The 19,874-nt window shown below is 70.9% G+C and carries 19 protein-coding genes; 6 read left to right on the forward strand and 13 right to left on the reverse strand.

The genetic code is table 11. The features are described 5' to 3' along the window. Window positions 1-47: 47 nt before the first annotated feature. Window positions 48-176: a hypothetical protein gene (locus Vse01_RS29580; RefSeq protein ID WP_275415487.1), complete on the forward strand. Its 129-nt coding sequence runs from the start codon at window positions 48-50 to the stop codon at window positions 174-176. 38 nt (window positions 177-214) lie between these two features. Here Vse01_RS29580 and Vse01_RS03585 read toward each other — a convergent pair whose 3' ends face one another. After that, window positions 215-1,333, reverse strand: coding sequence for a Gfo/Idh/MocA family protein (locus Vse01_RS03585; protein WP_093402568.1), 1,119 nt, complete (start codon window positions 1,331-1,333; stop codon window positions 215-217). After that, the gene (locus Vse01_RS03590) at window positions 1,303-2,013 is read right to left on the reverse strand and encodes a ThuA domain-containing protein (RefSeq protein ID WP_093402804.1); all 711 of its coding nucleotides are present in this window, start codon (window positions 2,011-2,013) and stop codon (window positions 1,303-1,305) included. The genes Vse01_RS03585 and Vse01_RS03590 overlap by 31 nt, the downstream gene beginning before the upstream one ends. A gap of 231 nt (window positions 2,014-2,244) precedes the next feature. Here Vse01_RS03590 and Vse01_RS03595 point away from each other — a divergent pair, with 231 nt between their 5' ends. Further along, complete coding sequence (locus Vse01_RS03595; RefSeq protein WP_093402567.1) at window positions 2,245-3,198, forward strand: LysR family transcriptional regulator; 954 nt, start codon at window positions 2,245-2,247, stop codon at window positions 3,196-3,198. Here the strand turns inward: Vse01_RS03595 and Vse01_RS03600 are convergent. The 11 genes from Vse01_RS03600 to Vse01_RS03650 all read right to left on the reverse strand — a co-directional run bounded on the left by Vse01_RS03600 (window position 3,164) and on the right by Vse01_RS03650 (window position 15,366). After that, on the reverse strand, window positions 3,164-3,652 hold the full coding sequence (locus Vse01_RS03600; RefSeq protein WP_139233101.1) for a hypothetical protein: 489 nt from the start codon (window positions 3,650-3,652) through the stop codon (window positions 3,164-3,166). The genes Vse01_RS03595 and Vse01_RS03600 overlap by 35 nt on opposite strands. Then, window positions 3,652-4,752, reverse strand: a complete 1,101-nt coding sequence (locus tag Vse01_RS03605; protein WP_093402565.1) for a saccharopine dehydrogenase family protein — start codon at window positions 4,750-4,752, stop codon at window positions 3,652-3,654. Before Vse01_RS03605 ends, Vse01_RS03600 begins: the two co-directional genes overlap by 1 nt. Continuing rightward, window positions 4,749-5,204, reverse strand: coding sequence for a class I SAM-dependent methyltransferase (locus Vse01_RS03610; RefSeq protein WP_198413141.1), 456 nt, complete (start codon window positions 5,202-5,204; stop codon window positions 4,749-4,751). The genes Vse01_RS03605 and Vse01_RS03610 overlap by 4 nt, the downstream gene beginning before the upstream one ends. 98 nt (window positions 5,205-5,302) lie before the next feature. Continuing rightward, a complete protein-coding gene (locus Vse01_RS03615) occupies window positions 5,303-5,665 on the reverse strand; it encodes a cupin domain-containing protein (RefSeq protein WP_232511118.1) in 363 nt (120 codons plus the stop codon). A gap of 4 nt (window positions 5,666-5,669) precedes the next feature. Further along, a complete protein-coding gene (locus Vse01_RS03620) occupies window positions 5,670-6,929 on the reverse strand; it encodes an MFS transporter (protein ID WP_093402563.1) in 1,260 nt (419 codons plus the stop codon). A 40-nt stretch (window positions 6,930-6,969) separates the two neighbouring features. Beyond that, entirely contained in the window at window positions 6,970-7,731 is a 762-nt protein-coding gene (narI, locus tag Vse01_RS03625; RefSeq protein WP_093402562.1) for a respiratory nitrate reductase subunit gamma, read from the reverse strand. Next, a complete protein-coding gene (gene narJ / locus Vse01_RS03630) occupies window positions 7,728-8,351 on the reverse strand; it encodes a nitrate reductase molybdenum cofactor assembly chaperone (protein WP_093402561.1) in 624 nt (207 codons plus the stop codon). Before narJ ends, narI begins: the two co-directional genes overlap by 4 nt. Further along, a complete protein-coding gene (gene narH / locus Vse01_RS03635) occupies window positions 8,348-10,078 on the reverse strand; it encodes a nitrate reductase subunit beta (RefSeq protein WP_093402560.1) in 1,731 nt (576 codons plus the stop codon). Before narH ends, narJ begins: the two co-directional genes overlap by 4 nt. After that, a complete protein-coding gene (locus Vse01_RS03640; RefSeq protein ID WP_093402559.1) occupies window positions 10,078-13,743 on the reverse strand; it encodes a nitrate reductase subunit alpha in 3,666 nt (1,221 codons plus the stop codon). The genes narH and Vse01_RS03640 overlap by 1 nt, the downstream gene beginning before the upstream one ends. A 257-nt stretch (window positions 13,744-14,000) precedes the next feature. Then, window positions 14,001-14,426, reverse strand: coding sequence for a hemerythrin domain-containing protein (locus tag Vse01_RS03645; RefSeq protein ID WP_093402558.1), 426 nt, complete (start codon window positions 14,424-14,426; stop codon window positions 14,001-14,003). A 127-nt stretch (window positions 14,427-14,553) separates the two neighbouring features. Next, window positions 14,554-15,366, reverse strand: coding sequence for a DUF2249 domain-containing protein (locus Vse01_RS03650; protein WP_093402557.1), 813 nt, complete (start codon window positions 15,364-15,366; stop codon window positions 14,554-14,556). Window positions 15,367-15,416: 50 nt separating this feature from the next. On the opposite strand from Vse01_RS03650, the gene Vse01_RS03655 reads away from it, so the two are divergent. The 4 genes from Vse01_RS03655 to Vse01_RS03670 are packed head-to-tail and all read left to right on the forward strand — an operon-like array spanning window position 15,417 to window position 19,868. Further along, window positions 15,417-16,118, forward strand: a complete 702-nt coding sequence (locus Vse01_RS03655; RefSeq protein ID WP_093402556.1) for a helix-turn-helix transcriptional regulator — start codon at window positions 15,417-15,419, stop codon at window positions 16,116-16,118. A 5-nt stretch (window positions 16,119-16,123) separates the two neighbouring features. Then, on the forward strand, window positions 16,124-17,266 hold the full coding sequence (locus tag Vse01_RS03660; protein WP_232511117.1) for a DUF8744 domain-containing protein: 1,143 nt from the start codon (window positions 16,124-16,126) through the stop codon (window positions 17,264-17,266). After that, on the forward strand, window positions 17,263-18,504 hold the full coding sequence (locus tag Vse01_RS03665; protein ID WP_170863349.1) for a hypothetical protein: 1,242 nt from the start codon (window positions 17,263-17,265) through the stop codon (window positions 18,502-18,504). The genes Vse01_RS03660 and Vse01_RS03665 overlap by 4 nt, the downstream gene beginning before the upstream one ends. Beyond that, the gene (locus tag Vse01_RS03670) at window positions 18,501-19,868 is read left to right on the forward strand and encodes a multicopper oxidase domain-containing protein (protein ID WP_093402555.1); all 1,368 of its coding nucleotides are present in this window, start codon (window positions 18,501-18,503) and stop codon (window positions 19,866-19,868) included. Before Vse01_RS03665 ends, Vse01_RS03670 begins: the two co-directional genes overlap by 4 nt. The last annotated feature ends 6 nt before the right edge of the window (window positions 19,869-19,874 follow it).

Consider the following 19,874-nt stretch of genomic DNA (forward strand, 5'->3'; position numbering starts at 1 on the left):
GCAGAGTAACGACGCTGCTCCTGCAGGGCGAGGAGACCGTGCAGCGCATGGCGCGCATGAACCCCAGTGAGCGCGCCTCGGCACCCGAGGACGCCGAGGAGGTGATGTCCTTCCTGGCCGGTCCCGGGCGCTGGGTCAACGGCCAGATCGTCTACGCCAACGGCGGGGCCGCCTGAGCCCAGCGAAGACGGCGATCCGCGTGCCGAGGATTTGCTCAGCCTTCGGATACGACAGCGGAGAGCCAGTCCTCGACCGGGGTGAGCGGGACGGGTGCGGGGCGTTGGACCGCCGTGGTCAGCTCGATCCGCCGGCCCTCCGCGGCCGACCGGAGCAGGCTGGTCATGATGTCGAGTACGTGCAGCCCGACCTCGCCGCTGGCCCGTGGCGGACGCGTATCGTCGGCCCGGACCAGGTCGATCAGGCCGACCCCCCGGGCGGCGGCGACGTACCCGGCCCGCGGTTCGACTGTGCGCCATTCAGGGCCGTCGAGCGCGAGGTGGCGGACCTCGCCGTCGAAGTTGTTCGGATCGGGTACGGCGAGGGTGCCCTCCTCCCCCTGCACCTCGATCGGCACGGCCGTCGTCGCGACACCGTCGAAGGTGGTCGTGAGCGTGCTCAGGGCACCACTCTCGTGTTCCAGCACACCGCTCACGTGGGTCGGCACCTCGACCGGGATCCGCTGCCCGAGCCGGGGGCCCGAGCCGATGACCCGGCTGTCACGCAGGCGGCTGGCCGCTCCGATCACCGCCCGGACCGGCCCGAGCAGGTGGACCAGCGCGGAGATGTAGTACGGCCCCATGTCCATGAGTGGGCCGCCGCCCGGGGCGTAGTAGAAGTCGGGGTTGGGGTGCCAGCGCTCGTGTCCCGGAGTGACCATGACGGCCGATGCGGAGAACGGGCGGCCGATCAGCCCACCGTCGATCGCCGCGCGGGCGGTCTGCGTACCGGTGCCCAGAACGGTGTCCGGCGCGCATCCGACGCGGACGCCGGCCGACGCCGCCCGGTTCATGAGCGACCGGCCCTCCGGGAGCGTGACGGTGAGCGGCTTCTCGACGTAGACGTGCCGGCCGGCGTCGATCGCCGCGTTCGAGATCTCGGCGTGCGCCGCCGGGATGGTCAGGTTGAGCACCGTTTCCACGTCGGGGTGGTGGAGCAGTCGCTCGACACTGACCGCCTCGGCGCCGGGAATCGTGGCGGCGGCCGCGTCGGCCCGGGCCGGGTCCAGGTCGGCCACCGCGACGACGCGCACGGTCGGATGGTCGGCCAGCGTGTTCAGGTACGCGCGGGAGATGAACCCGAGACCTACGACGCCGACGCCGTGCGGGTCGCCCACACCATTCCCCTCTCGATGACGGTACGGACACTCGGATGCTCCAGCACGTCGAGGCTGTGCCCCGGAGTCGTCACCACGATCCGCCCGGCACCCCAGTGTCGGGTCCAGATCGCCGGTGAGGTGACCGGCCGGTGCCACGGGTGCCACTCCCGGGTCGGGTGGGTGGTGGTGGCCAGGACGTCGATCAGGTCGTCGTGCAGGACCCAGTACTGTTCGGTGACCAGGTCGAAGTTCTCGATCCCGGCGGTGATCGGATGCTCCCGGCCGAGATCGGTGATGGTGACCGAGTGAGGCAGGAAGTTGTCTGCCTCTCCGCCGCTGCGGTCGCACGGCTGGACGCCCGGATGGGTGGCGAACTGGCCGCCCACCAGGTGCAGGTAATCCGACGAGGCGCGGAACGAATCGACGATGCCACCGTGCCAGCCGGTGAAACCCGTACCGGCGACGACCGCCGCAGCCAGACCCGCCACCTGCTCCGCGGTGATCTGCGACATCGTCATGCACTGCACGATGAGGTCGGTGTCGGCCAGTTCGGCGGCGTCGGTGTAGACCTCCGTCGACCCCTCCACCCGTACCGCGTATCCGCTGCGTTCGAGGAACGGGATGAACAACTCTGTCGCCTCGACCGGCCGGTGGCCCTCCCACCCGCCTCGGACCACAAGGGCTCTCCGCTGCGTCACACCCACTCCTCCCCCGGTCCCGCCTGGGCCCGCCGTGCGTCGGCCAGGGACTCGACACAGGGCCTAACCGTACCCGGGACGTCCCCCTGGCTCAGCCCCTCACCCGAGGCGCCGGGCCCGCCTGCCATGCGCAGGAGTAATGGTCGGTGCGGGGCCTCCGGTCGCCAGTTCCGGTCGCTGACAACGCACAGCGTACGGTCTCGGCGGAAACCACGGATATAAGCTGCATGCATGATTGACCCCTGGACCTTGCGGGTGCTCCTGGAGGTCGCCAGCCGGGGTTCGTTCTCCGCCGCGGCCGAGGCGCTGTCCATGACACAACCAGCCGTATCCCGGCAGATCAGCGGATTGGAACGGCGCGTCGGCGTGCCGTTGTTCCGTCGGCTTCCGCGCGGCGTACGGCTCACCCAGGCCGGGCAGACCGCCGTCGAGCTGGCCCGCGACATCCTGGTGCGGACCGACGCCCTGGAAGCCCGGTTGCGCGCCTTCACCAGCCTGACCGGCGGGCAGCTCAACGTGTCGGCCTTCCCGAGCGCCAACGCCCGGCTGACTCCGGAAGCCATTCGGTGCTTCGCCGAGTCCCATCCGGGCGTCGCGGTGAACCTTGTCCGACCGGACGAGGCGGGGCCGCTGGCGGCCATCAGGGACGGCCGGATCGACGTGGCCCTGCTGACCTCGTGGCAGTTGTTCGTCGACCCGGCCAGCGCGAAGTACGACCCGTCCGCGTCGCGAGTCACCGACGAAGCGCTGGACGGTCTCGACCTGGTGCCGCTCTGCGACGAACGGCTACACGTCGCCCTGCCGGCCGATCATCCGTTGGCGCAGCGCAATCGAGTGCCGTTGCGGAAACTGAAGGACGAGCGGTGGATCGAGGGCGCCTATCCGGACTGCCTCGGTCCGATCCCGCCGATCGCCGAGGCGTTGGGCGGTCCCCCGCAGATCGCCTTCTTCTGCGACGACTGGAACGGCAAGCAGGCCCTGGTCGCCGCGCGGGCCGGTGTCATGCTCGTGCCGACGCTGACCCAGGCCGCGCTACGGCCGGACATCGTCCTGCGCCCCACCGTTCCGGTCCTGCCGACCCGCCGGTTGTATGCCGCAGCGGCCGCCCCGCCGTTCCGGTCGCCGGCGGCGACCGCGATGATCGAGATCCTCACGGCAATCTGCCGGCAGCCCGTCGAGGCGTGACGGCAGTCGGCGGCTTCCGGGACCAGGCGGGCGCCACCGCCAGCACCACCGCGGTGACCAGGGTCAGCACCCCGGTGCCCTGGAACAACACGTCGTCCGAGATGCGCGCATCGCCGTCAACGGGATAGAGGTCGTTGATGAGGGTCTGAGCGTCCAGCAGCCGCAGCACGACGAACAGGGCGTGATTGAACCCACCCTCGAAAAGGCCGACCGCCGCCACCCAGAAGGCGTAGACCAGGGACCAGAAGATCGCGCGAGCCCACCGCATCGTCGATCCGAGCCGATATGCCAGATACGTGACGGCGAAGACGGCGCTGAACACCCCGGCCAGGATGGTCCGCTGTGGGCTGTCGAACCGGAGACCCCCGTACACGTGGTGGACGAACGTCACGAGAAAGAGCACGGTGGTCCAGGTGATGGCGGCTCGGAGCCGACCGGCTGGCATTCGTTGCATCACTTCTCACCTCCCTCGGGAACAACTGGCAACCGGCCTGCCGACGGCTCGGCCGGGAACGGCAGCGGGTGCTCGTGCACCGCCAGGTCGTGCCGCTGCATCGTCTTCAGGAACTCACCCGCGTCGACGATCTGGTCGATGTGATGCACCCCGGGCGGATAGCGGCGACCCATCAGGCCGATGGCGATCTCCGCTGCCACCACGCCTGTCGCATGACCCTCCTGACGGCCCGTCACCGCCGACCACACCTGCCTCCCGCCCCTGTCGGTGGCCGAAGCGTGCACCACGAACCGGTCCCCGCCGAGCCGCAGTCGGCTCGACGCACCGGTCAGCAGGCGAGCCCCGCCCAGCCGATCCGCCAGCCGGAAGGCACCGACCCCACGCAGCCCGAACAACGCCGCCGTCACCGCACCGGAGTCGAAACAGAGACGAGTGGTCACCGGGACGCCGAGCGTGCGGGTCAACGTGTACTGATCCGAGAAGGGAAACGGGTACGCGGTGCGTACACCGAACCCGGGCAGGTCCACCCGGGCCCGTCCCGGCCGTCGAGTCCGGTCGGGCGGAGCCGTCAGTCCCGCCACCGTCCAGCGGACCGAGTCGGGCCCGTGGTCACCCGCCGTACCCAGCAGGATCGTCACGTCGACGGAGGTCGCGGACGGCAGGCGTTCGGTGCAGCGTCGCGCCAGCACGTTTGTCAGCCCGGGTGCCAGCCCGACGCTGAGCACGGCGGCCGTCCCGGTCCGCTTCGCGGTGGCATCGAGCCGTTCGATGCTGGCCAGCACGTCGGCTGACGCGCTGATGTCGACGACGGCAATGCCACGGTCCAGGCATGCGCGCGCCACCGCCTCGTTGCGATGCTCCACACACATGACCACCACGGCGGCGTCGGCCAACACCCCGTCGAGACCCCGCGGGTCGTCGAGGTCGAACCGGCGCGGGGTCAGCCCGCCCGGGCCGGTCCGGGCCAGGGCCTCGGCGCGGGCGAGATCACGACCAGCGACGACTACCTCGTTCGCCGGATCTCGGGCCAGTATGGTGGCCACCACCCGACCCACTGCGCCGTAACCGCCGATCACGACGGCCACCCCGTGGCCGGTCATTGCCACCTCGCCGTGACGACCCAGTGCCTACCGCTGAGGCGGACACCGGCCCCGAGGTCGTACCTGCTGATCACCACGTCGTGCCGGCCGCGGGGGAATGGGTACACCGGCGCATCGCCCTGGTGGAACCGGGCGTTCGTCAGCCCCTCCCGGACCGCTTCGGCCCGGGCCCGGTCGAGCATCGGCGCGGACCGGTCGACTCCGGCCGCCCGACCCCGGGCACATTGTCGTGCCGCTCTCCGGGTGGTGCGCCCCGTGCCGCACCCGATGTCGAGCACCACGTCGGTGGGGCCGATGTCGGCCAACCGGAACAGGCGGTCGAGCAACGCATCGTCGAGGTCCTCCCGCCGATCATGGTGCTCGGCCCAGTGGGCCCCCTCCGGACCATTCCAGGCCATCGCCTGGTCAGCCTTCGCCACCCGCACCTGATCACCTCTTCGGACGCTGTCCACGGAAGTGAGTCTGTACGGGCCCAGCTATGAGCACCACTGCAACTTGGTTGGGTAATCCATGCCGTCAGCGCATGGCACGGATCCGCCCCCGCGCCGTGTCACATTTTCTTGGCGACGGTCAGCAGCACCACGGAGTCCTGCAGCGCCTCGAGACTGTGCCGGGCGTCGGGGACCAGCAACAGGTCGCCGCCGGTGCCGTCGCAGCTGGCCGTGTCGGTGGCGAGTCGGACGAGGCCGTGCAGCACGTGCACGGTCGCCTCTCCCGGGTTCTCGTGTTCGTCCAGCCGTTGACCGGCGACGAGGGCGATGACGGTTTGCCGCAATGTCTTGGTGTGGCCGCCGTGCACGGTCTGGGCGCTACGCCCGCTGGACGCGCCCCGCGCCGCGGTCAGCAGCTGGTCGGTCAGGTCGGTCAGCGACGACTTCTGCATGATCTCCCTCTGCTGGTCGATATCTGTCATCAGATCAGGCTTGGAGGCTCCGGCGGGGCGCTGTGTCCGCTACGAGGTTTGATTTCTTGTCGACCCGGCTCATCTTGACGGCGGTGTAGACGGCGGCGGCGAGGGCGACGTCGGACAGCAGCATCAAACCGATGGTGTACGAGCCTTCGATGCCGTACACCCAGCCCATGATCAGCGGCGGGACGAACCCGCCCAGGCCGCCCGCCGCCCCGACCACGCCGGTCACCGTGCCGACCTTGTCGGCCGGGGCGACCCTGCCGACGAGGGCGAAGACGGCACCGCTGGCGGCACCCAACAGAGCCGCCATGGCGAGGAGAGCGATCGTGGCGACCGGCATCAGGGGCGGCTGGAACGCCTGAACGATGGCGAACACGGCCGTGCCGCCGAAGCACCATACGAGTACCGGCACCGGGTGGAGACGGTCGGAAAGCCAGCCGCCGACTGGGCGGGCGGCCACGGCCAGGACGACGAAGCCGGCGGTTCGCAGCGCCGCGTCGTTGGCGCTCAACTCGTAGGCGGTGCGCAGGTACGCGGGCAGGTAGACGCTGAAGGCGACGAACCCGCCGAAGCCGACCGCGTACAGGAAGCACAGCTGCCAGGTGACGGTCAGCCGGCTGACCTCGGCGGTGCGGGCGAGCGCGGACCCGGCCGGAGCGGTACGGCCGGGTGGATCGCGCAGCAGCAGGAACGCCAGCACGGCATAGCCAGCAAGAATGGCCGCCACCAGCAGGAAGGGCGTGTTCTCGCCGTAGGTGTCGGCAAGGCGCACGGTGGTGAAATTGGCGATGGCGGTACCACCGGTGCCGATGCCGAACACGCCGAGCGCGAACCCTTTTCGGGCGGGTGGGTACCAGCCGGAGATCAGCGGCACGCCGATGGCGAAGGTCGTACCGCCCAGGCCGAGGAAGAAACCCGTGGCGATCAGCGCCGGGTAGCTGTCCACGACGGTCAGGGTCAGCACCGGCACGATGGTGGCGAGGCTGAGCAGGGGAAACATGATGCGCGCGCCGTACCGGTCGGTGAGCGCGCCGACCGGGACACGGCCCAGCGAGCCGACGATCACCGGCACCGCGACCAGCAGCGACTGGGCAGCGAAGCTGAGCCCGAGGCGCTCCTTGACGCCCGGGCCGAGCGGGCCGAGCAGCGCCCAGGCCCAGAAGTTGACGGTGAAGCCGATGGTGGCGACCACCAGGTTGCGCGTCGCGCCGGGACGTGGCACGGCACCGGCCGAGTTCGCGCTCGACGCTTTGCCGGTTGTGGTCATCTCGTACCTCGTAGCAGGTCGGTCGACGGCGGTGAGCGCGTCAGCGGCGGGTGCGGCGGGGTTTGTGCTGCGCGCTCGGTGCCGTGGGCGGCCCTTCCCATCCGGGACGCGCCGGCCGTAGGCCGGGTCGGGTGTCGCGGCTGCGGTAGGGCACGTAGGGGCGGGTGAGGTAACCGACCGGTGCGCTGAAGGCGTGCACGAGCCGGGTGAACGGCCAGAACGCGAACAGCGCGAACGCCGAGACGATGTGGATCTGGAAACCGACCGGGACGCCGGCCATGATCTCCGGATCCGGGCTGAGGTAGAACAGCGACCGGAACCAGGGCGAGATGGTCTCGCGGTAGTCGTAGCCGTCGCCGACCACGTTGGCCCGCAGGGTGGACCACAGGCCGATCACGATGACGGCGGCGAGCACGGCGTACATCGCCTTGTCGTTCTTGGTGGTGGCGGCGAAGACCGGCCCGGTGAGGCGGCGGCGGGCGATGAGGATCGCCATGCCGATCAGCGTGCAGAAGCCGGCGACGGTGCCGATGAACACGGCCATCAGGTGATAGGTGTGCTCGGTGATGCCGACGGCCTCGGTCCACGACTTGGGCACCAGCAGCCCGCCGACGTGCCCGATCAGGACCATCAGGATGCCGAAGTGGAACATCGGGCTGCCCCAGCGCAGCACCGCCGACTCGTACAGCTGCGATGAGCGGGTCGTCCAGCCGAACTTGTCGTAGCGGTAACGCCAGATCAACCCACCCACCATGATCGCGATGGCGAGGTAGGGGTAGACCACCCACAGCAGGACGTTCACCGGCGACCTCCGGTGGTGTCGACGAGTCCGAACGGTTCGAGGCCCACCTGTTCGGTGGGCGGGCCCGTGCGGGCGAGCTGGGCGGCGGCTCTCACCTCCGCCGGTCCGGCGGCGGGCAGCACCGCGCGCACCGCCTCCACCGCATGCCGGTAGACCGACTTCTCCCTGGCCAGCGACTCGGTGAGCAGGTCCAGGCCGACCCGGTTGTCACGCAGCAGCCGCCACCCTGCGCCGTCGACGGCGGCCAGATCGAGCACCGCGGGCAGGTAGTCGGGCAGTTCGCCGTCGATCACCTCCACGCCCGCAGCCTTGTAGGCGGCGGTGAATCCCACCAGGGCCTCACCGCGCTTGCGGGTGTCGCCGCAGGTGTAGTAGGTCAGGTGCAGCGCGCACCGGCGGCGGAAGTCGAACAGTTCCACATACTCCGCGGCGAGCCGGGTGGGGTCACCGTCGCGGCGGTGCACGGCTACCGGACGCAGGTGCCGGGCCACGGTGTCGGGCAGTTCGTCGAGGGCCGCGAGCAGCGTCGGCAGCACGTCGAGGGTGTCGGTTTCGGGATAGCGCAACAGCAGCGAGGCGGCCCGGGCCGCGGCGGCCCGCCAGAGGGGTGTGGTGGTCATCGTGCGCTCCCGTCGGTGTCGATCACACCGGGCTCGTCGATGCCCGCGCCACCGGTCGACGTGTCCCGGCGGGGCGGGAAGAGACCGGCGGGCCGCCCCTTGCCGTCCCAGTTGAGCAGGTTGACCCGGCGCGGTTCGTCGCCCGGGTCGGTGAAGCTGTCCGAGGTCTGGCGTTCCCGCAGCATGTGGAAGGTCTCGACCTGGATCGGCGCGGGGGTGCCGGACGACTCACCGAAGGGGCCTTGCCCGTACGGGCCACCGCCACCCATCCCGGGCCCACCCTCGTAGTCGAGGCTGCACTCGGTGCCGAGCTGTTCCAGACGGTGCGCGTCCTCGGCGTGGGCGGCCGGAATGACGTAACGCTCGTCGTACTTGGCGATGGCCAGCAGACGGTACATGTCGTCCATCTGCGCACCGGTCATGCCGACGGCGGCGGCGATGGACTCGTCGCGCGGCTCCCCGAGGTTGATCCGGCGCTGGTAGGCGCGCATGGCGGCGAGGCGGTTGAGCACCGCCCGCACCGGGGCGGTGTCGCCGGCGGTGAACAGCCCGGCCAGGTACTCCAGCGGGATGCGCAGCGCGTCGACGGCGCCGAACAGGTTACCCATGTCCTCGCCGTCGTGGCCGGTGTCGCGCAGCACGTCGACGACCGGGGACAGCGGCGGGATGTACCAGACCATCGGCATGGTCCGGTACTCCGGGTGCAGTGGCAGGGCCACCTCGTAGCGCATGATCAGATCCCAGATCGGGGATCGTTGCGCCGCCTCGATCCAGTCGTCGGGGATGTCCGCCTGCCGGGCGGCGGCCACGACGGCGGGGTCGTGCGGGTCGAGGAAGACCGAGCGTTGGGCGGCGTACAGGTCGTGTTCGTCCTTGACCGCTGCGGCGGCCGCCACGGCATCGGCGTCGTAGAGCATCAGGCCGAGGTAGCGCAGCCGCCCCACGCACGTCTCGGAGCAGATGGTGGGCTGGCCGATCTCGATACGCGGGAAGCAGAACGTGCACTTCTCCGCCTTGCCGGTGCGGTGGTTGAAGTACACCTTCTTGTAGGGGCAGCCGGTGACGCACATCCGCCAGCCCCGGCACCGGTCCTGGTCGACCAGGACGATGCCGTCCTCGCTGCGTTTGTAGATCGCCCCGGACGGGCAGGACGCGGCGCAGGACGGGTTGAGGCAGTGCTCGCAGATGCGCGGCAGGAAGAACAGGAAGGCGTTCTCGTACTCTTCGCGGACCCGGTCGGACACCTGCCGCAGCACCGGGTCACCTGCGGCGATCTCGTTGCCGCCCGCGAGGGAGTCGTCCCAGTTCGCACTCCACCTGATCTTCGTGTCCGCGCCGGTCAACAGCGACTTCGGTCGGGCCACCGGGATGTCGCCGCCGGCCGGCGCGGTCAGCAGGTGCTCGTAGTCGTAGGTCCAGGGCTCGTAGTAGTCCTGCATCGACGGCAGCTTCGGGTTGGCGAAGATGCTGAACAGCTTCTTCACCCGGCCGCCGGATCGGGGCTTGAGCCGCCCGGAGCGGGTCCGCACCCACCCGCCCTGCCACTGCTGCTGATCCTCGTAGGTACGCGGATAGCCCTGCCCGGGCCGGGACTCGACGTTGTTGAACCAGACGTACTCCACCCCCGACCGGTTCGTCCACGCCTGCTTGCACGTCACCGAGCAGGTGTGGCAGCCGATGCACTTGTCGAGGTTCATCACCATCGCCATCTGCGCCATCACCCGCATCAGTACTGCACCTCCTGGGAACGGCGGCGGATCACGGTGACCTCGTCGCGCTGGTTGCCGGTGGGACCGAGGTAGTTGAACGCGAACGACAGCTGGGCGTACCCGCCGATCAGGTGGGTGGGTTTGACAAGCAGTCGGGTCAGCGAGTTGTGAATGCCCCCGCGGCGACCGGTCCGCTCGGTCTTCGGCACGTCGATGACCCGCTCCTGGGCGTGGTACATGTACACCGTGCCCTCGGGCATCTTGTGCGTCACCACGGCGCGGCAGACGACCACACCGTTGCGGTTGACCGCCTCGATCCAGTCGTTGTCGCGTACGCCGATCTTCGCCGCGTCGGCCTCGCTCATCCACATCGTCGGACCGCCCCGCGACAGCGTCAGCATGAGCAGGTTGTCTTGGTACTCGGAGTGGATGGACCACTTCGAGTGCGGGGTCAGGTACCGCAGGGTGATCTCCAGTTCGCCGTGCGGGCCGAGCCGCGGCTCGCCGAACAGCCGGTGCATGTCCAGCGGCGGCCGGAAGATCGGCAGGGACTCACCGGCCTCGTGCATCCAGTCGTGGTCGAGGAAGAAGTGCTGCCGGCCGGTGAGCGTGTGCCACGGCTTGCGCCGCTCGGTGTTGATGGTGAACGGCGAGTACCGCCGACCGCCGTGCTCACTGCCGGACCACTCCGGGCTGGTGATCACCGGCACCGGCCGCGACTGGGTGTCGGCAAAGGTGATCTGCTTGCCCTCGTGCTCGGCGGCCAGGTCGGCCAACACCACGCCGGTGCGCTTCTCCACGTCGTGGAATCCGGCCGTGGCCACCCGGCCGTTCGTAGTGCCGGACAACGCGAGGATCGCCTCGCACGCGTGCACGTCCCGGGCCAGCGACGGACGACCGTCGGCGACACCGCCGCGCACCGTGCCGTTCTTGCGACGCAGGTACTCGATCTCCGGTGTCACGTCGGTGTGCACGCCCTTGCCGGTGGTGCCGAGCGTGTCCAGCAGCGGACCCAGGGCGGCGAGCTTGTCGGCGACGGCGGCGTAGTCGCGTTCGACGACCACGAGCTTCGGCATGCTGCGGCCGGGCACCGGCATCTCACCGGTACGGGCCCAGTCCCGCACCACCCCGTGCGGGGTGGCCATGGCGTCCGGGGTGTCGTGCAGCAGCGGCGCCGCCACGATGTCCTTGCGTACGCCCAGGTGGGGACCGGCCATGGCGGAGAAGGCGCGGGCGATGCCGTGGAAGGCGTCGAAGTCGGTACGGGTCTGCCAGGGCGGGTTGATCGCCGGGGTGAACGCGTGCACGAACGGGTGCATGTCGGTGCTGTTGAGGTCGTGCTTCTCGTACCAGGTCGCCGCCGGCAGGACCACGTCGGAGAAGAGCGTCGTGGACGTCATCCGGAAGTCCAGGCTCAGCAGCAGGTCCAGTTTCCCCTCCGGCGCCTCGTCCGGCCAGACCACGTCCTGCGGCCGCAGGCCCGGCTCGGCCTCGGAGGCGCGCAGGTTGGAGTCGGTGCCGAGCAGGTGGCGCAGGAAGTACTCGTTGCCCTTCGCCGAGGAGCCGAGCAGGTTCGCCCGCCACACCGTCAGCACCCGCGGCCAGTTCTGCGGCGCGTCCGGATCGGTGCAGGCGAACTTGAGCCGCCCCTCGTGCAGGGACCTCGCGACGTACCCGGCCGGGTCGTCGGGTTGCGCGGCCAACGCCTCGTCGGCCAGGTCGAGCGGGCTGCGGTCGAACGTCGGCATCGACGGCATCCAACCCAGCCGCGCCGACTGGGCCAACAGGTCCATCGTGTGCTTGCCGTCGAACAGGCCGGTGCCGGTCGGCGAGGACACCGTGTCGGCGGAGTAGGTGTCGTAACGCCACTGGTCGGTGTGGACGTACCAGAAGGCGGTACCGATCATCTGCCGCGGCGGGCGCACCCAGTCCAGCCCGAACGCCAGGTTGGCCCAGCCGGTCACCGGGCGGCACTTCTCCTGCCCCACGTAGTGCGCCCAACCACCACCGTTCACCCCCTGGCAGCCGGTGAGCGTCACCAGCGCGAGGATCGCCCGGTAGGTGGTGTCCGAGTGGAACCAGTGGTTCGTGCCCGCACCGAGCAGGATCATCGACCGGCCGCCGGAACGCTCGGCGTTGTCGGCGAACTCCCGCGCCACCCGGGCCACCTGCGCCGCCGGCACACCGGTGATCGGCTCCTGCCACGCCGGGGTGTACGGCACCTCGGCGTCGTCGTAGCCGGCCGGCCACTGCCCCGGCAGACCGTCACGGGCCACCCCGTACTGCGCCAGCAGGAGGTCGTAGACGCTTGTGACGAGCTTGCCCGCCACCGTGCGGGTGGGCACGCCGCGACGCAGCACCTGTGGCGTGTCGGTGTCGAAGCGCGGCAGCGCCACCTCCACCGCGTCGCCCGCCCCCAGGCAGGTCAACGCAGGTTGCAGGTCACCCAGGTCGAGATTCCACTGGCCGGCCTGCTCCTGCCAGCGGTGCCCCAGCGAGCCGCGCGGCACCGCGACCTCGTCGGTCACCGAGTCCCACAGCACCGGCTTGAACGCGTCCTCCGTGCCCTGCCCGCCGAGGTCGGCCGAGGTGAGGAACTTCCCCGGCCGGTACGACCCGTCGGCGGCCTGTTCGAGCGTGATGAGGAACGGCAGGTCGGTGAAGGTGCGGACGTAGTCGACGAAGCGGGGGGTGCGCCGGTCGACGAAGAACTCCTTGAGCATCACGTGGCCCATCGCCATGGCCAGCGCGCCGTCGGTGCCCGGCTGGGCGGGCATCCACTCGTCGGCGAACTTGACGTTGTCGGCGAAGTCCGGGCTGACCACGATCACCTTCTGGCCGCGGTAGCGGGCCTCGGCCATCCAGTGGGCGTCCGGCGTACGGGTGACCGGGACGTTGGAGCCCCACATGACGAAGTAGGAGGCGTCCCACCAGTCGCCGGACTCGGGCACGTCGGTCTGGTCGCCGAACACCTGCGGCGAGGCGACCGGCAGGTCGGCGTACCAGTCGTAGAACGACAGCATGGAACCGCCGAGCAGCGACAGGAACCGCGCGCCGGTCGCGTGGGACACCATCGACATGGCCGGGATCGGCGAGAAACCGGCGACCCGGTCCGGGCCGTACCGCTTGATCGTGTGCACGTGCGCGGCGGCGATCATCTCCTGGGCCTCGTCCCAGGTGACCCGGACCAGGCCGCCCTTGCCGCGGGCCCGCTGGTACCGGCGGCGCCGCTCGGGGTCACCCTGGATGTCGGCCCACGCCGCGACCGGGTCACCGAGCCGCTGCTTGGCCTCGCGGTACATCTCCACCAGCACACCGCGCGCGTACGGATAACGCACCCGGGTCGGCGAGTACGTGTACCAGGAGAACGCGGCGCCGCGCGGGCAGCCACGCGGCTCGTACTCCGGCCGGTCCGGCCCCACGCTGGGATAGTCGACCTGCTGTTGCTCCCAGGTGATGATGCCGTCCTTGACGTACACCTTCCAGGAACACGAGCCGGTGCAGTTGACGCCGTGGGTGGAGCGCACCACCTTGTCGTACGACCAGCGGTCGCGGTAGAACGCGTCCGCTTCACGACCGCCGATCTGATACAGGGCTCGGCCGTCCGGCGACACCTCCGCCCGGCGGACCAGCCCTCCGACTGCCAACAGTGCCCGGCTCGCATGCTCCCCAGTGCCCGCCATGCGCCTCATTCCCTCGGTCGTGACCTTGATCCCACGTTCGTGCCTCTGCTGCCTCGCCGCAACCCCGAACCTGGACCGCGGCCCATCACATCGTGATGTCGGCGTCCGCCGCCCGGGCCAAAGGTCCCGATGCGGCAGGGTCGACCGGATTCGCCGCACCGACGCACGGCGAGTGGCGAGAATCGTCCACCTTCGACGGTCGCAGCTTGGTGGTGGGCGGCGTCACCAATCCGACCATGTCGTCTTCCACCGCTCGGCTACCTGCCTGTGACGCGGTCCCACGCCGGAATCGGCAGGGCGATGACCGCGGCCGGAAACAGGCCGTGCTCCTCGTTGTCGATGTGCCGACGCAGCCGGTCCAGGGCGGCCAGCACCGTCGGCCAGTCCGGTGCCTTGCGGTCGAGGGCACCGAGAACGCCGTGGATGTCGTCGTGCTCGTCGCACAACCGGTCCACGGCTTCGGTGAGACTGCCCTCGGCGCGCAGCTCGACGAACAGACCGCGCTCCTCGATGTCGGTGTGCGGCATCAGCAGTGCGAGCAGCTCGTCGAGGAGGGCGACGGCGTCAGTCCCACCGGAGGTGATCGCCGTCCGGAGTCGCCCCGCAGCGTTTGCGATCGCCTCGTGCTCGGCGCTCAGTTGACCGATCAGCGGAAACTCCCGGCAACCGCAGTAGTTGCACATGATCGATCTCCTGACGGTGATGTGGTGATACATCCAGCTTGCCCCGGTAGAAACTCGGGAGAGTAGGGCCGTTGGGCCCGTGCCGGGGCGGTACAGTGCCCCACCCCGACGTCGGCCGTCGACACGCTCAGGCCGCGACGGACAACCGGTGCAGGCGGATCTGCCAGACGTCCGGACCGTCCTGCAACCACTCGGCGGTCACCTGCCCGGCGAAGTGGGACTCGATCTCGGTCAGCAGGGGCCGGGGCGCGTGCGGGGCGACCAGAACCAGCGCCGCATCGGCGGGCAGGGCGTCGATGGCGGCGAGAACTCGGGCGTGGCGCTCCCCGTGAGGCAGATCCCGCACGTCGAGCCGGGGATCGATGCTCAGCAGCGGAGCATCCACCTCCGCGCTGGCGGCATCGCCGCCGCAGCCGCAGCCGCCACGACCGCCGCCGCAGCCACCCGCCGAGGAGCCGGTCTCGGCGCCGACGATGTCGTGCATGCCGTCGAGCAGCTCGGCCAGCGACACCGCTTCGGCGTCAACCAGCAGCGGCACGACCAGGTCGTTCTCCTTGGCCAGGTGAGTGGCAAACACCGCCTGCAACGCGCGGGCCGTCGCCGCCGCCGTCGTCGGGGAGGCGGTCGCCGTCAGCTCGGTGACCAGCGCCGTGATGGCGCGATGCTCGCCGAGCATCCCCTGCACCAGCAGCTCACCCGCCGGTAGCTCGGCAGCGGCCGGATACAGGCCCGCCTCCTCGGCGTACGCGTGCGGCAGCAGCTCGCCGTGCAACCAGGCCACCAACTCGTCGCGGCGCAACCACACCTGCTCGGTGACACCGGCATCGACGGCATCGACCAGGCGCGTCACGTGGTTGGTCAGCGCTGCGGACAGCTCGCTGTGGTGACGGACCACCGCACGCGCGGCCCGCTCGTCGGCGACACGATCCAGCTGTGACATGAGACCCTCCGAGGGTTTCTACGTCGTTTGACGTTGTAACGTTATGCATCGTGGAAACTCCGCGTAAAGGCCCCAGCGGGGAGACGATCGACACTCCTCGTCACCGTGCTCTGGGTTCGACCAGCCGGGTGTCGATCCTGCGGCTGGTACGGGCCGCCGAGGGCGGTGTCACCGCCGCCGAGGTGGCCGCCCGCACCGGGCAGCACCTGTCCACCACCCGCGCCCACCTGGACCGGCTCACCAAGGCCGGGCTTCTGGTCAAGGCCCGCGCCAGCGGCGGCCTGCCGGGTCGTCCGGCGTGGCGGTACCGGGCGGCGGCGGCCGATCCCGCCCCGGCCACCTACCGGGACCTGGCGGCTGCCCTGCTGGGACACCTGTCCCGCAGCGGCGGCGACGTCAAGGCCACCGCAGCCCAGGTGGGCCAGGACTGGGGCCGACAGTTGGCCGCCGCGGCACCGCCTGGCGACGACCCGGTGGACACCGTCCTGGCGGTCCTGAACGGCCTGGGTTTCAGCCCGCGACGCCAGCCCACCACCGACGACGGTGCCGGAACGGAAGTGCACCTGCTGACCTGCCCGTTCCTGGAACTGGTGGGCCAGAACCCCGACGCGATGTGCGGCCTGCACCTCGGCGTCGTCCGGGGAGCCCTGCGGCACGACGACGCGCCGGACACACCGGTGGTGCTGGAACCCTTCGGCGCCCCCGCGGCATGCGTCGTGAGACTGCCCACGACGAGGCGAACGGCCGGGTAACGGTCGTGAGCCTCCCCGCCTCGATGCCCGTCCGGTGGCGGCTACCCGCCCTCGCCACCGCCGCCGTCGCGCTGCTGTCCGGCCTGTACGCGGGCCTGCAGCTGCTCGGCACGCCGGTTCCCACCCCGCCGGTCGCGGTGGACCAGGTGCATGGACCGCTGATGGTCCTCGGTTTCGTCGGCACGCTGATCGCGCTGGAACGCGCGGTCGCACTCGGCGCGCGCTGGGCGCTGCTCGCCCCCACCTGTTCCGGGCTCGGCGGTCTCGCGCTGGTCGCCACCGGACCGAGCCTGGCCGGCAAGGCGCTGCTCATGTCCGCGTCGGTGGTCCTGCTCGGGATCTACCGGGCGCTGTGGCGCCGCCAACCCAGCGCCGCTCTGCTCGCCCAGACCACCGGCGCGTTCGCCTGGTACGCGGCCACACTGCTGTGGCTGGCCGGCTACCCGGTCGCCGAGACCGTGCCGTGGCTGGCCACCTTCGTCGTGGCCACCATCGCCGGCGAACGCCTTGAGCTGGCGCACGCCGCACTGCACCACCCGTACGCCGAGCGGTGGTTCCTCACCGCGCTGGCCGCCCTACTGGCCGGCGCCACGGCGACCACGCTGTGGCCGATGACCGGCCCCCATCTGCTGGGTGCGGGCGTCCTCGCCGTCACGGCCTGGCTCGCCGTCTTCGACGTCGCCCGCCACACCGTCCGGGCGCGGGCCCTCCCCCGTTACGTCGCCGTGGGTCTGCTGTCCGGTTACGGGTGGCTGGCCCTGGCCGGCGTGCTGTGGGCCGGTGCCGGACCGGCGACCGACGGCCCCCGGTACGACGCCACGCTGCACGCGGTCTTCCTCGGCTTCGTCATGTCCATGATCTTCGTACACGCGCCGGTGATCCTGCCCGCGGTGCTGCGCCGGCCCCTGCCGTACCACCGGGTGCTCTATCCGCCCCTCGCCGTGCTGCACGCCTCGCTGCTGGTACGCGTCGGCCTCGGCGACGCCGCCGGCATGGCGCAGGTGTGGCGCTGGGCCGGAGTCGCCAACGTGGCCGCCGTGCTCGGCTTCGCCGGCTGCGCCGTCACCCTGTCACTACGACACGGAAGGTTGTCTCCGACGCCGACGCCGACGCCGGTCCGGCACCGCATCCCGGCGGGTGTGTCGTGAGCACCATCGTGGCCGGCGATCAGGCTCCGCCCAGCGGCAGCGGCCCCACCGGCCGCGCGACCTGGCACCGCCGCGTCGGCATGCTGCCCCTGGCGTACCTGGTCGCACTCGTCGCCGTCGCGCTCACCCACCCGGTCCTGCCGGCCTGGCGGTGGCTCGGCATGCACCTGCTGCTGCTCGGTGTCGCCACCAACGCCATCGTGATCTGGAGCGCCCACTTCACCAGCGCCGTGCTGCGCTGCCCACCACCGGCCAGCCGCCACGGCGACGGCATCCGGCTCACCGTGCTCAACCTCGGCGTGGCCGGGGTGCTCGCCAGCGGTGTCGTCGACCAGCCGTGGATCGGCGTCGTCGGCGCCGGCATGGTGTTCGCCGCGGTCGCGGCACACCTGGTGTGGCTGGTCGCGCGGCTGCGCGCGGCGCTGCCCGCCCGCTTCGCCGTCACGGTGCACCACTACCTGGCCGCCACCGGCGCCCTGCTGGTCGGGATCCCGGTCGGCGCCTGGATGCTCGTCGTCGACGACGTCAGCCGGTCGCGACTGCTGTTGTTCCACGCGCACGTCAACCTGCTGGGCTGGGTAACGTTGACCGTGCTGGGCACCCTGCTCACCCTGTGGCCGACAGTGCTGCGTACCCGCATGGCCGACGGTGCCGCCACCGCGGCCCGGCGAGGGTTGCCGGTCGCGGTCGCCGGACTCACGGCTGTCAGCACCGGCGTGTTGGCCTGGTGGCCGCTGCTGGCCGTCGGTGGGCTGGCGCTGACCGCCACGGCCGTCCTGCTCACCGCGGTGCCGGCCGCACAGGCCGCCCGGCGCAAGACCCCGGCCTCATTCCCGAGTTGGTCCATCACGGCCGCCGCCGGTTGGCTGGTCGTCGCGCTCGGCGTCGACGCCTGGACACTGCTGTCCGCGTCCGACCCGGCCGTGGCGGCGGACCGCTTTTCCGCCGTGCTCGTGCCGTTCCTCATCGGCTTCGTCGGCCAGGTAATCCTCGGTGCCCTGGCGTACCTGCTGCCCGTGGCGCTCGGTGGCGGACCGGCCCTGGTACGCGAGCGCACCGAACGGCTCGACCGTCACTGGCCGCAGCGCGTCGCCACGACCAACGCCGCCCTGGCCGTCTTCGTCCTGGCGGTACCCCCCTACGTACGGATCACCACCTCGCTGCTCCTGCTCGCCGCCCTGCTGCAGTTCCTCGTGCCCGCTGTGCACGTTTTGCTCGCCTCCCGGAGACAACCGTGACACCACCTGTCGCCACACCCCCACCGGCGCGCCCGCTCGGCGGCGTGGCGGTCGGGCTCGCTCTGGTCCTGCTGGCCGTCCTGGTCGGCGTGGCCGCCGAACGCGCCACCGCACCAGCCACCAACACCGCTGCGGCGGCCGGCGTGACCCCCACCGGGCGGACCACCACCGTGGCCGTCACCGCCGACGGCATGCGTTTCCAACCCGACCGCATCACCGTTCCCGCCGGGGACCGGCTGGTCATCGAACTGACCAACAACGACCAACGCCGCCACGATCTCGTCCTGGCGACCGGCGCCAAGACCGCCATCCTCGCCCGCAACGGCACCACCCGCCTGGATGCCGGCATCATCGGCGCCACCGTCGAGGGATGGTGCTCGCTGCCCGGGCACCGCCGGGCCGGCATGACCCTGACCATCACCACCACGGCGACATCGACCGGGACCGACAGCCACACCGGGCACGCCGCACCGACCACGGAGCCGGCTCCCGCACCGGTCATCGACGCGATGGCGGAGCCCACGGCCGGCTTCACCGCCCACGACGCCACCGCCCCGCCCGTCCCGACCGGCCGGATCCACCACGTCGAACTGCGCGTGCGGGAGGTCGTGCGGGAGGTCGCACCCGGCGTCCGGCAGCAACTGTGGACGTTCAACGGAACGTCGCCCGGGCCGGTGCTGCGCGGTCGCGTCGGCGACACCTTCGACGTCACCCTCATCAACGACGGCACCATCGACCACGGCGTCGACTTCCACGCCGGTGCCCTCGCCCCCGACCGACCCATGCGGCCGATCGACCCTGGCGAGCGGCTCACCTACCGGTTCACCGCCACCAAGGCCGGCATCTGGATGTACCACTGCTCGACGATGCCGATGCTGCACCACATCGGCAACGGCATGTACGGCGCGGTCATCATCGACCCACCCGACCTGCCCGCCGTCGACCACGAATACGTGCTCGTGCAGTCCGAGTTCCATCTCGGCCCCGACAGCGAACCCGGCGACCTGGCCAAGATGCAGGCCGAACGACCGGACGCGGTGGTCTTCAACGGCTACGTCTCCCAGTACGCGCACCGGCCGTTGACCGCCGGGGCCGGCGACCGGATCCGCATCTGGCTGCTCAACGCCGGCCCGAACCGCTCCAGCGCCTTCCACGTCGTCGGCGCCCAGTTCGACACCGTCTACGCCGAGGGCGGCTGGCGACTGCGGCCGGACGACCCCGGGGCGGCCCAGGTGCTGGACCTCGCGCCCGCCGCCGGCGGCTTCGTCGAGACCGTCCTGCCCGAACCGGGACGGTTTCCCTTCGTCACCCATGCCATGGTCGACGCCGAACGCGGCGCCCGCGGCGTGATCGAGGTGCGGTGACCAGGC

Source organism: Micromonospora sediminimaris (genome assembly GCF_016863575.1).
Lineage (GTDB): Bacteria > Actinomycetota > Actinomycetes > Mycobacteriales > Micromonosporaceae > Micromonospora > Micromonospora sediminimaris.

Bases quoted from the DNA above. Each gene is read 5' to 3' on its own strand.
- Vse01_RS29580 (WP_275415487.1), top strand. From the start codon at position 48: ATGGCGCGCATGAACCCCAGTGAGCGCGCCTCGGCACCCGAGGACGCC.
- Vse01_RS03595 (WP_093402567.1), top strand. From the start codon at position 2,245: ATGATTGACCCCTGGACCTTGCGGGTGCTCCTGGAGGTCGCCAGCCGG.
- Vse01_RS03600 (WP_139233101.1), bottom strand. From the start codon at position 3,652: ATGCAACGAATGCCAGCCGGTCGGCTCCGAGCCGCCATCACCTGGACC.
- Vse01_RS03605 (WP_093402565.1), bottom strand. From the start codon at position 4,752: ATGACCGGCCACGGGGTGGCCGTCGTGATCGGCGGTTACGGCGCAGTG.
- Vse01_RS03615 (WP_232511118.1), bottom strand. From the start codon at position 5,665: ATGACAGATATCGACCAGCAGAGGGAGATCATGCAGAAGTCGTCGCTG.
- Vse01_RS03620 (WP_093402563.1), bottom strand. From the start codon at position 6,929: ATGACCACAACCGGCAAAGCGTCGAGCGCGAACTCGGCCGGTGCCGTG.
- narJ (WP_093402561.1), bottom strand. From the start codon at position 8,351: ATGACCACCACACCCCTCTGGCGGGCCGCCGCGGCCCGGGCCGCCTCG.
- narH (WP_093402560.1), bottom strand. From the start codon at position 10,078: ATGCGGGTGATGGCGCAGATGGCGATGGTGATGAACCTCGACAAGTGC.
- Vse01_RS03640 (WP_093402559.1), bottom strand. From the start codon at position 13,743: ATGGCGGGCACTGGGGAGCATGCGAGCCGGGCACTGTTGGCAGTCGGA.
- Vse01_RS03645 (WP_093402558.1), bottom strand. From the start codon at position 14,426: ATGTGCAACTACTGCGGTTGCCGGGAGTTTCCGCTGATCGGTCAACTG.
- Vse01_RS03650 (WP_093402557.1), bottom strand. From the start codon at position 15,366: ATGTCACAGCTGGATCGTGTCGCCGACGAGCGGGCCGCGCGTGCGGTG.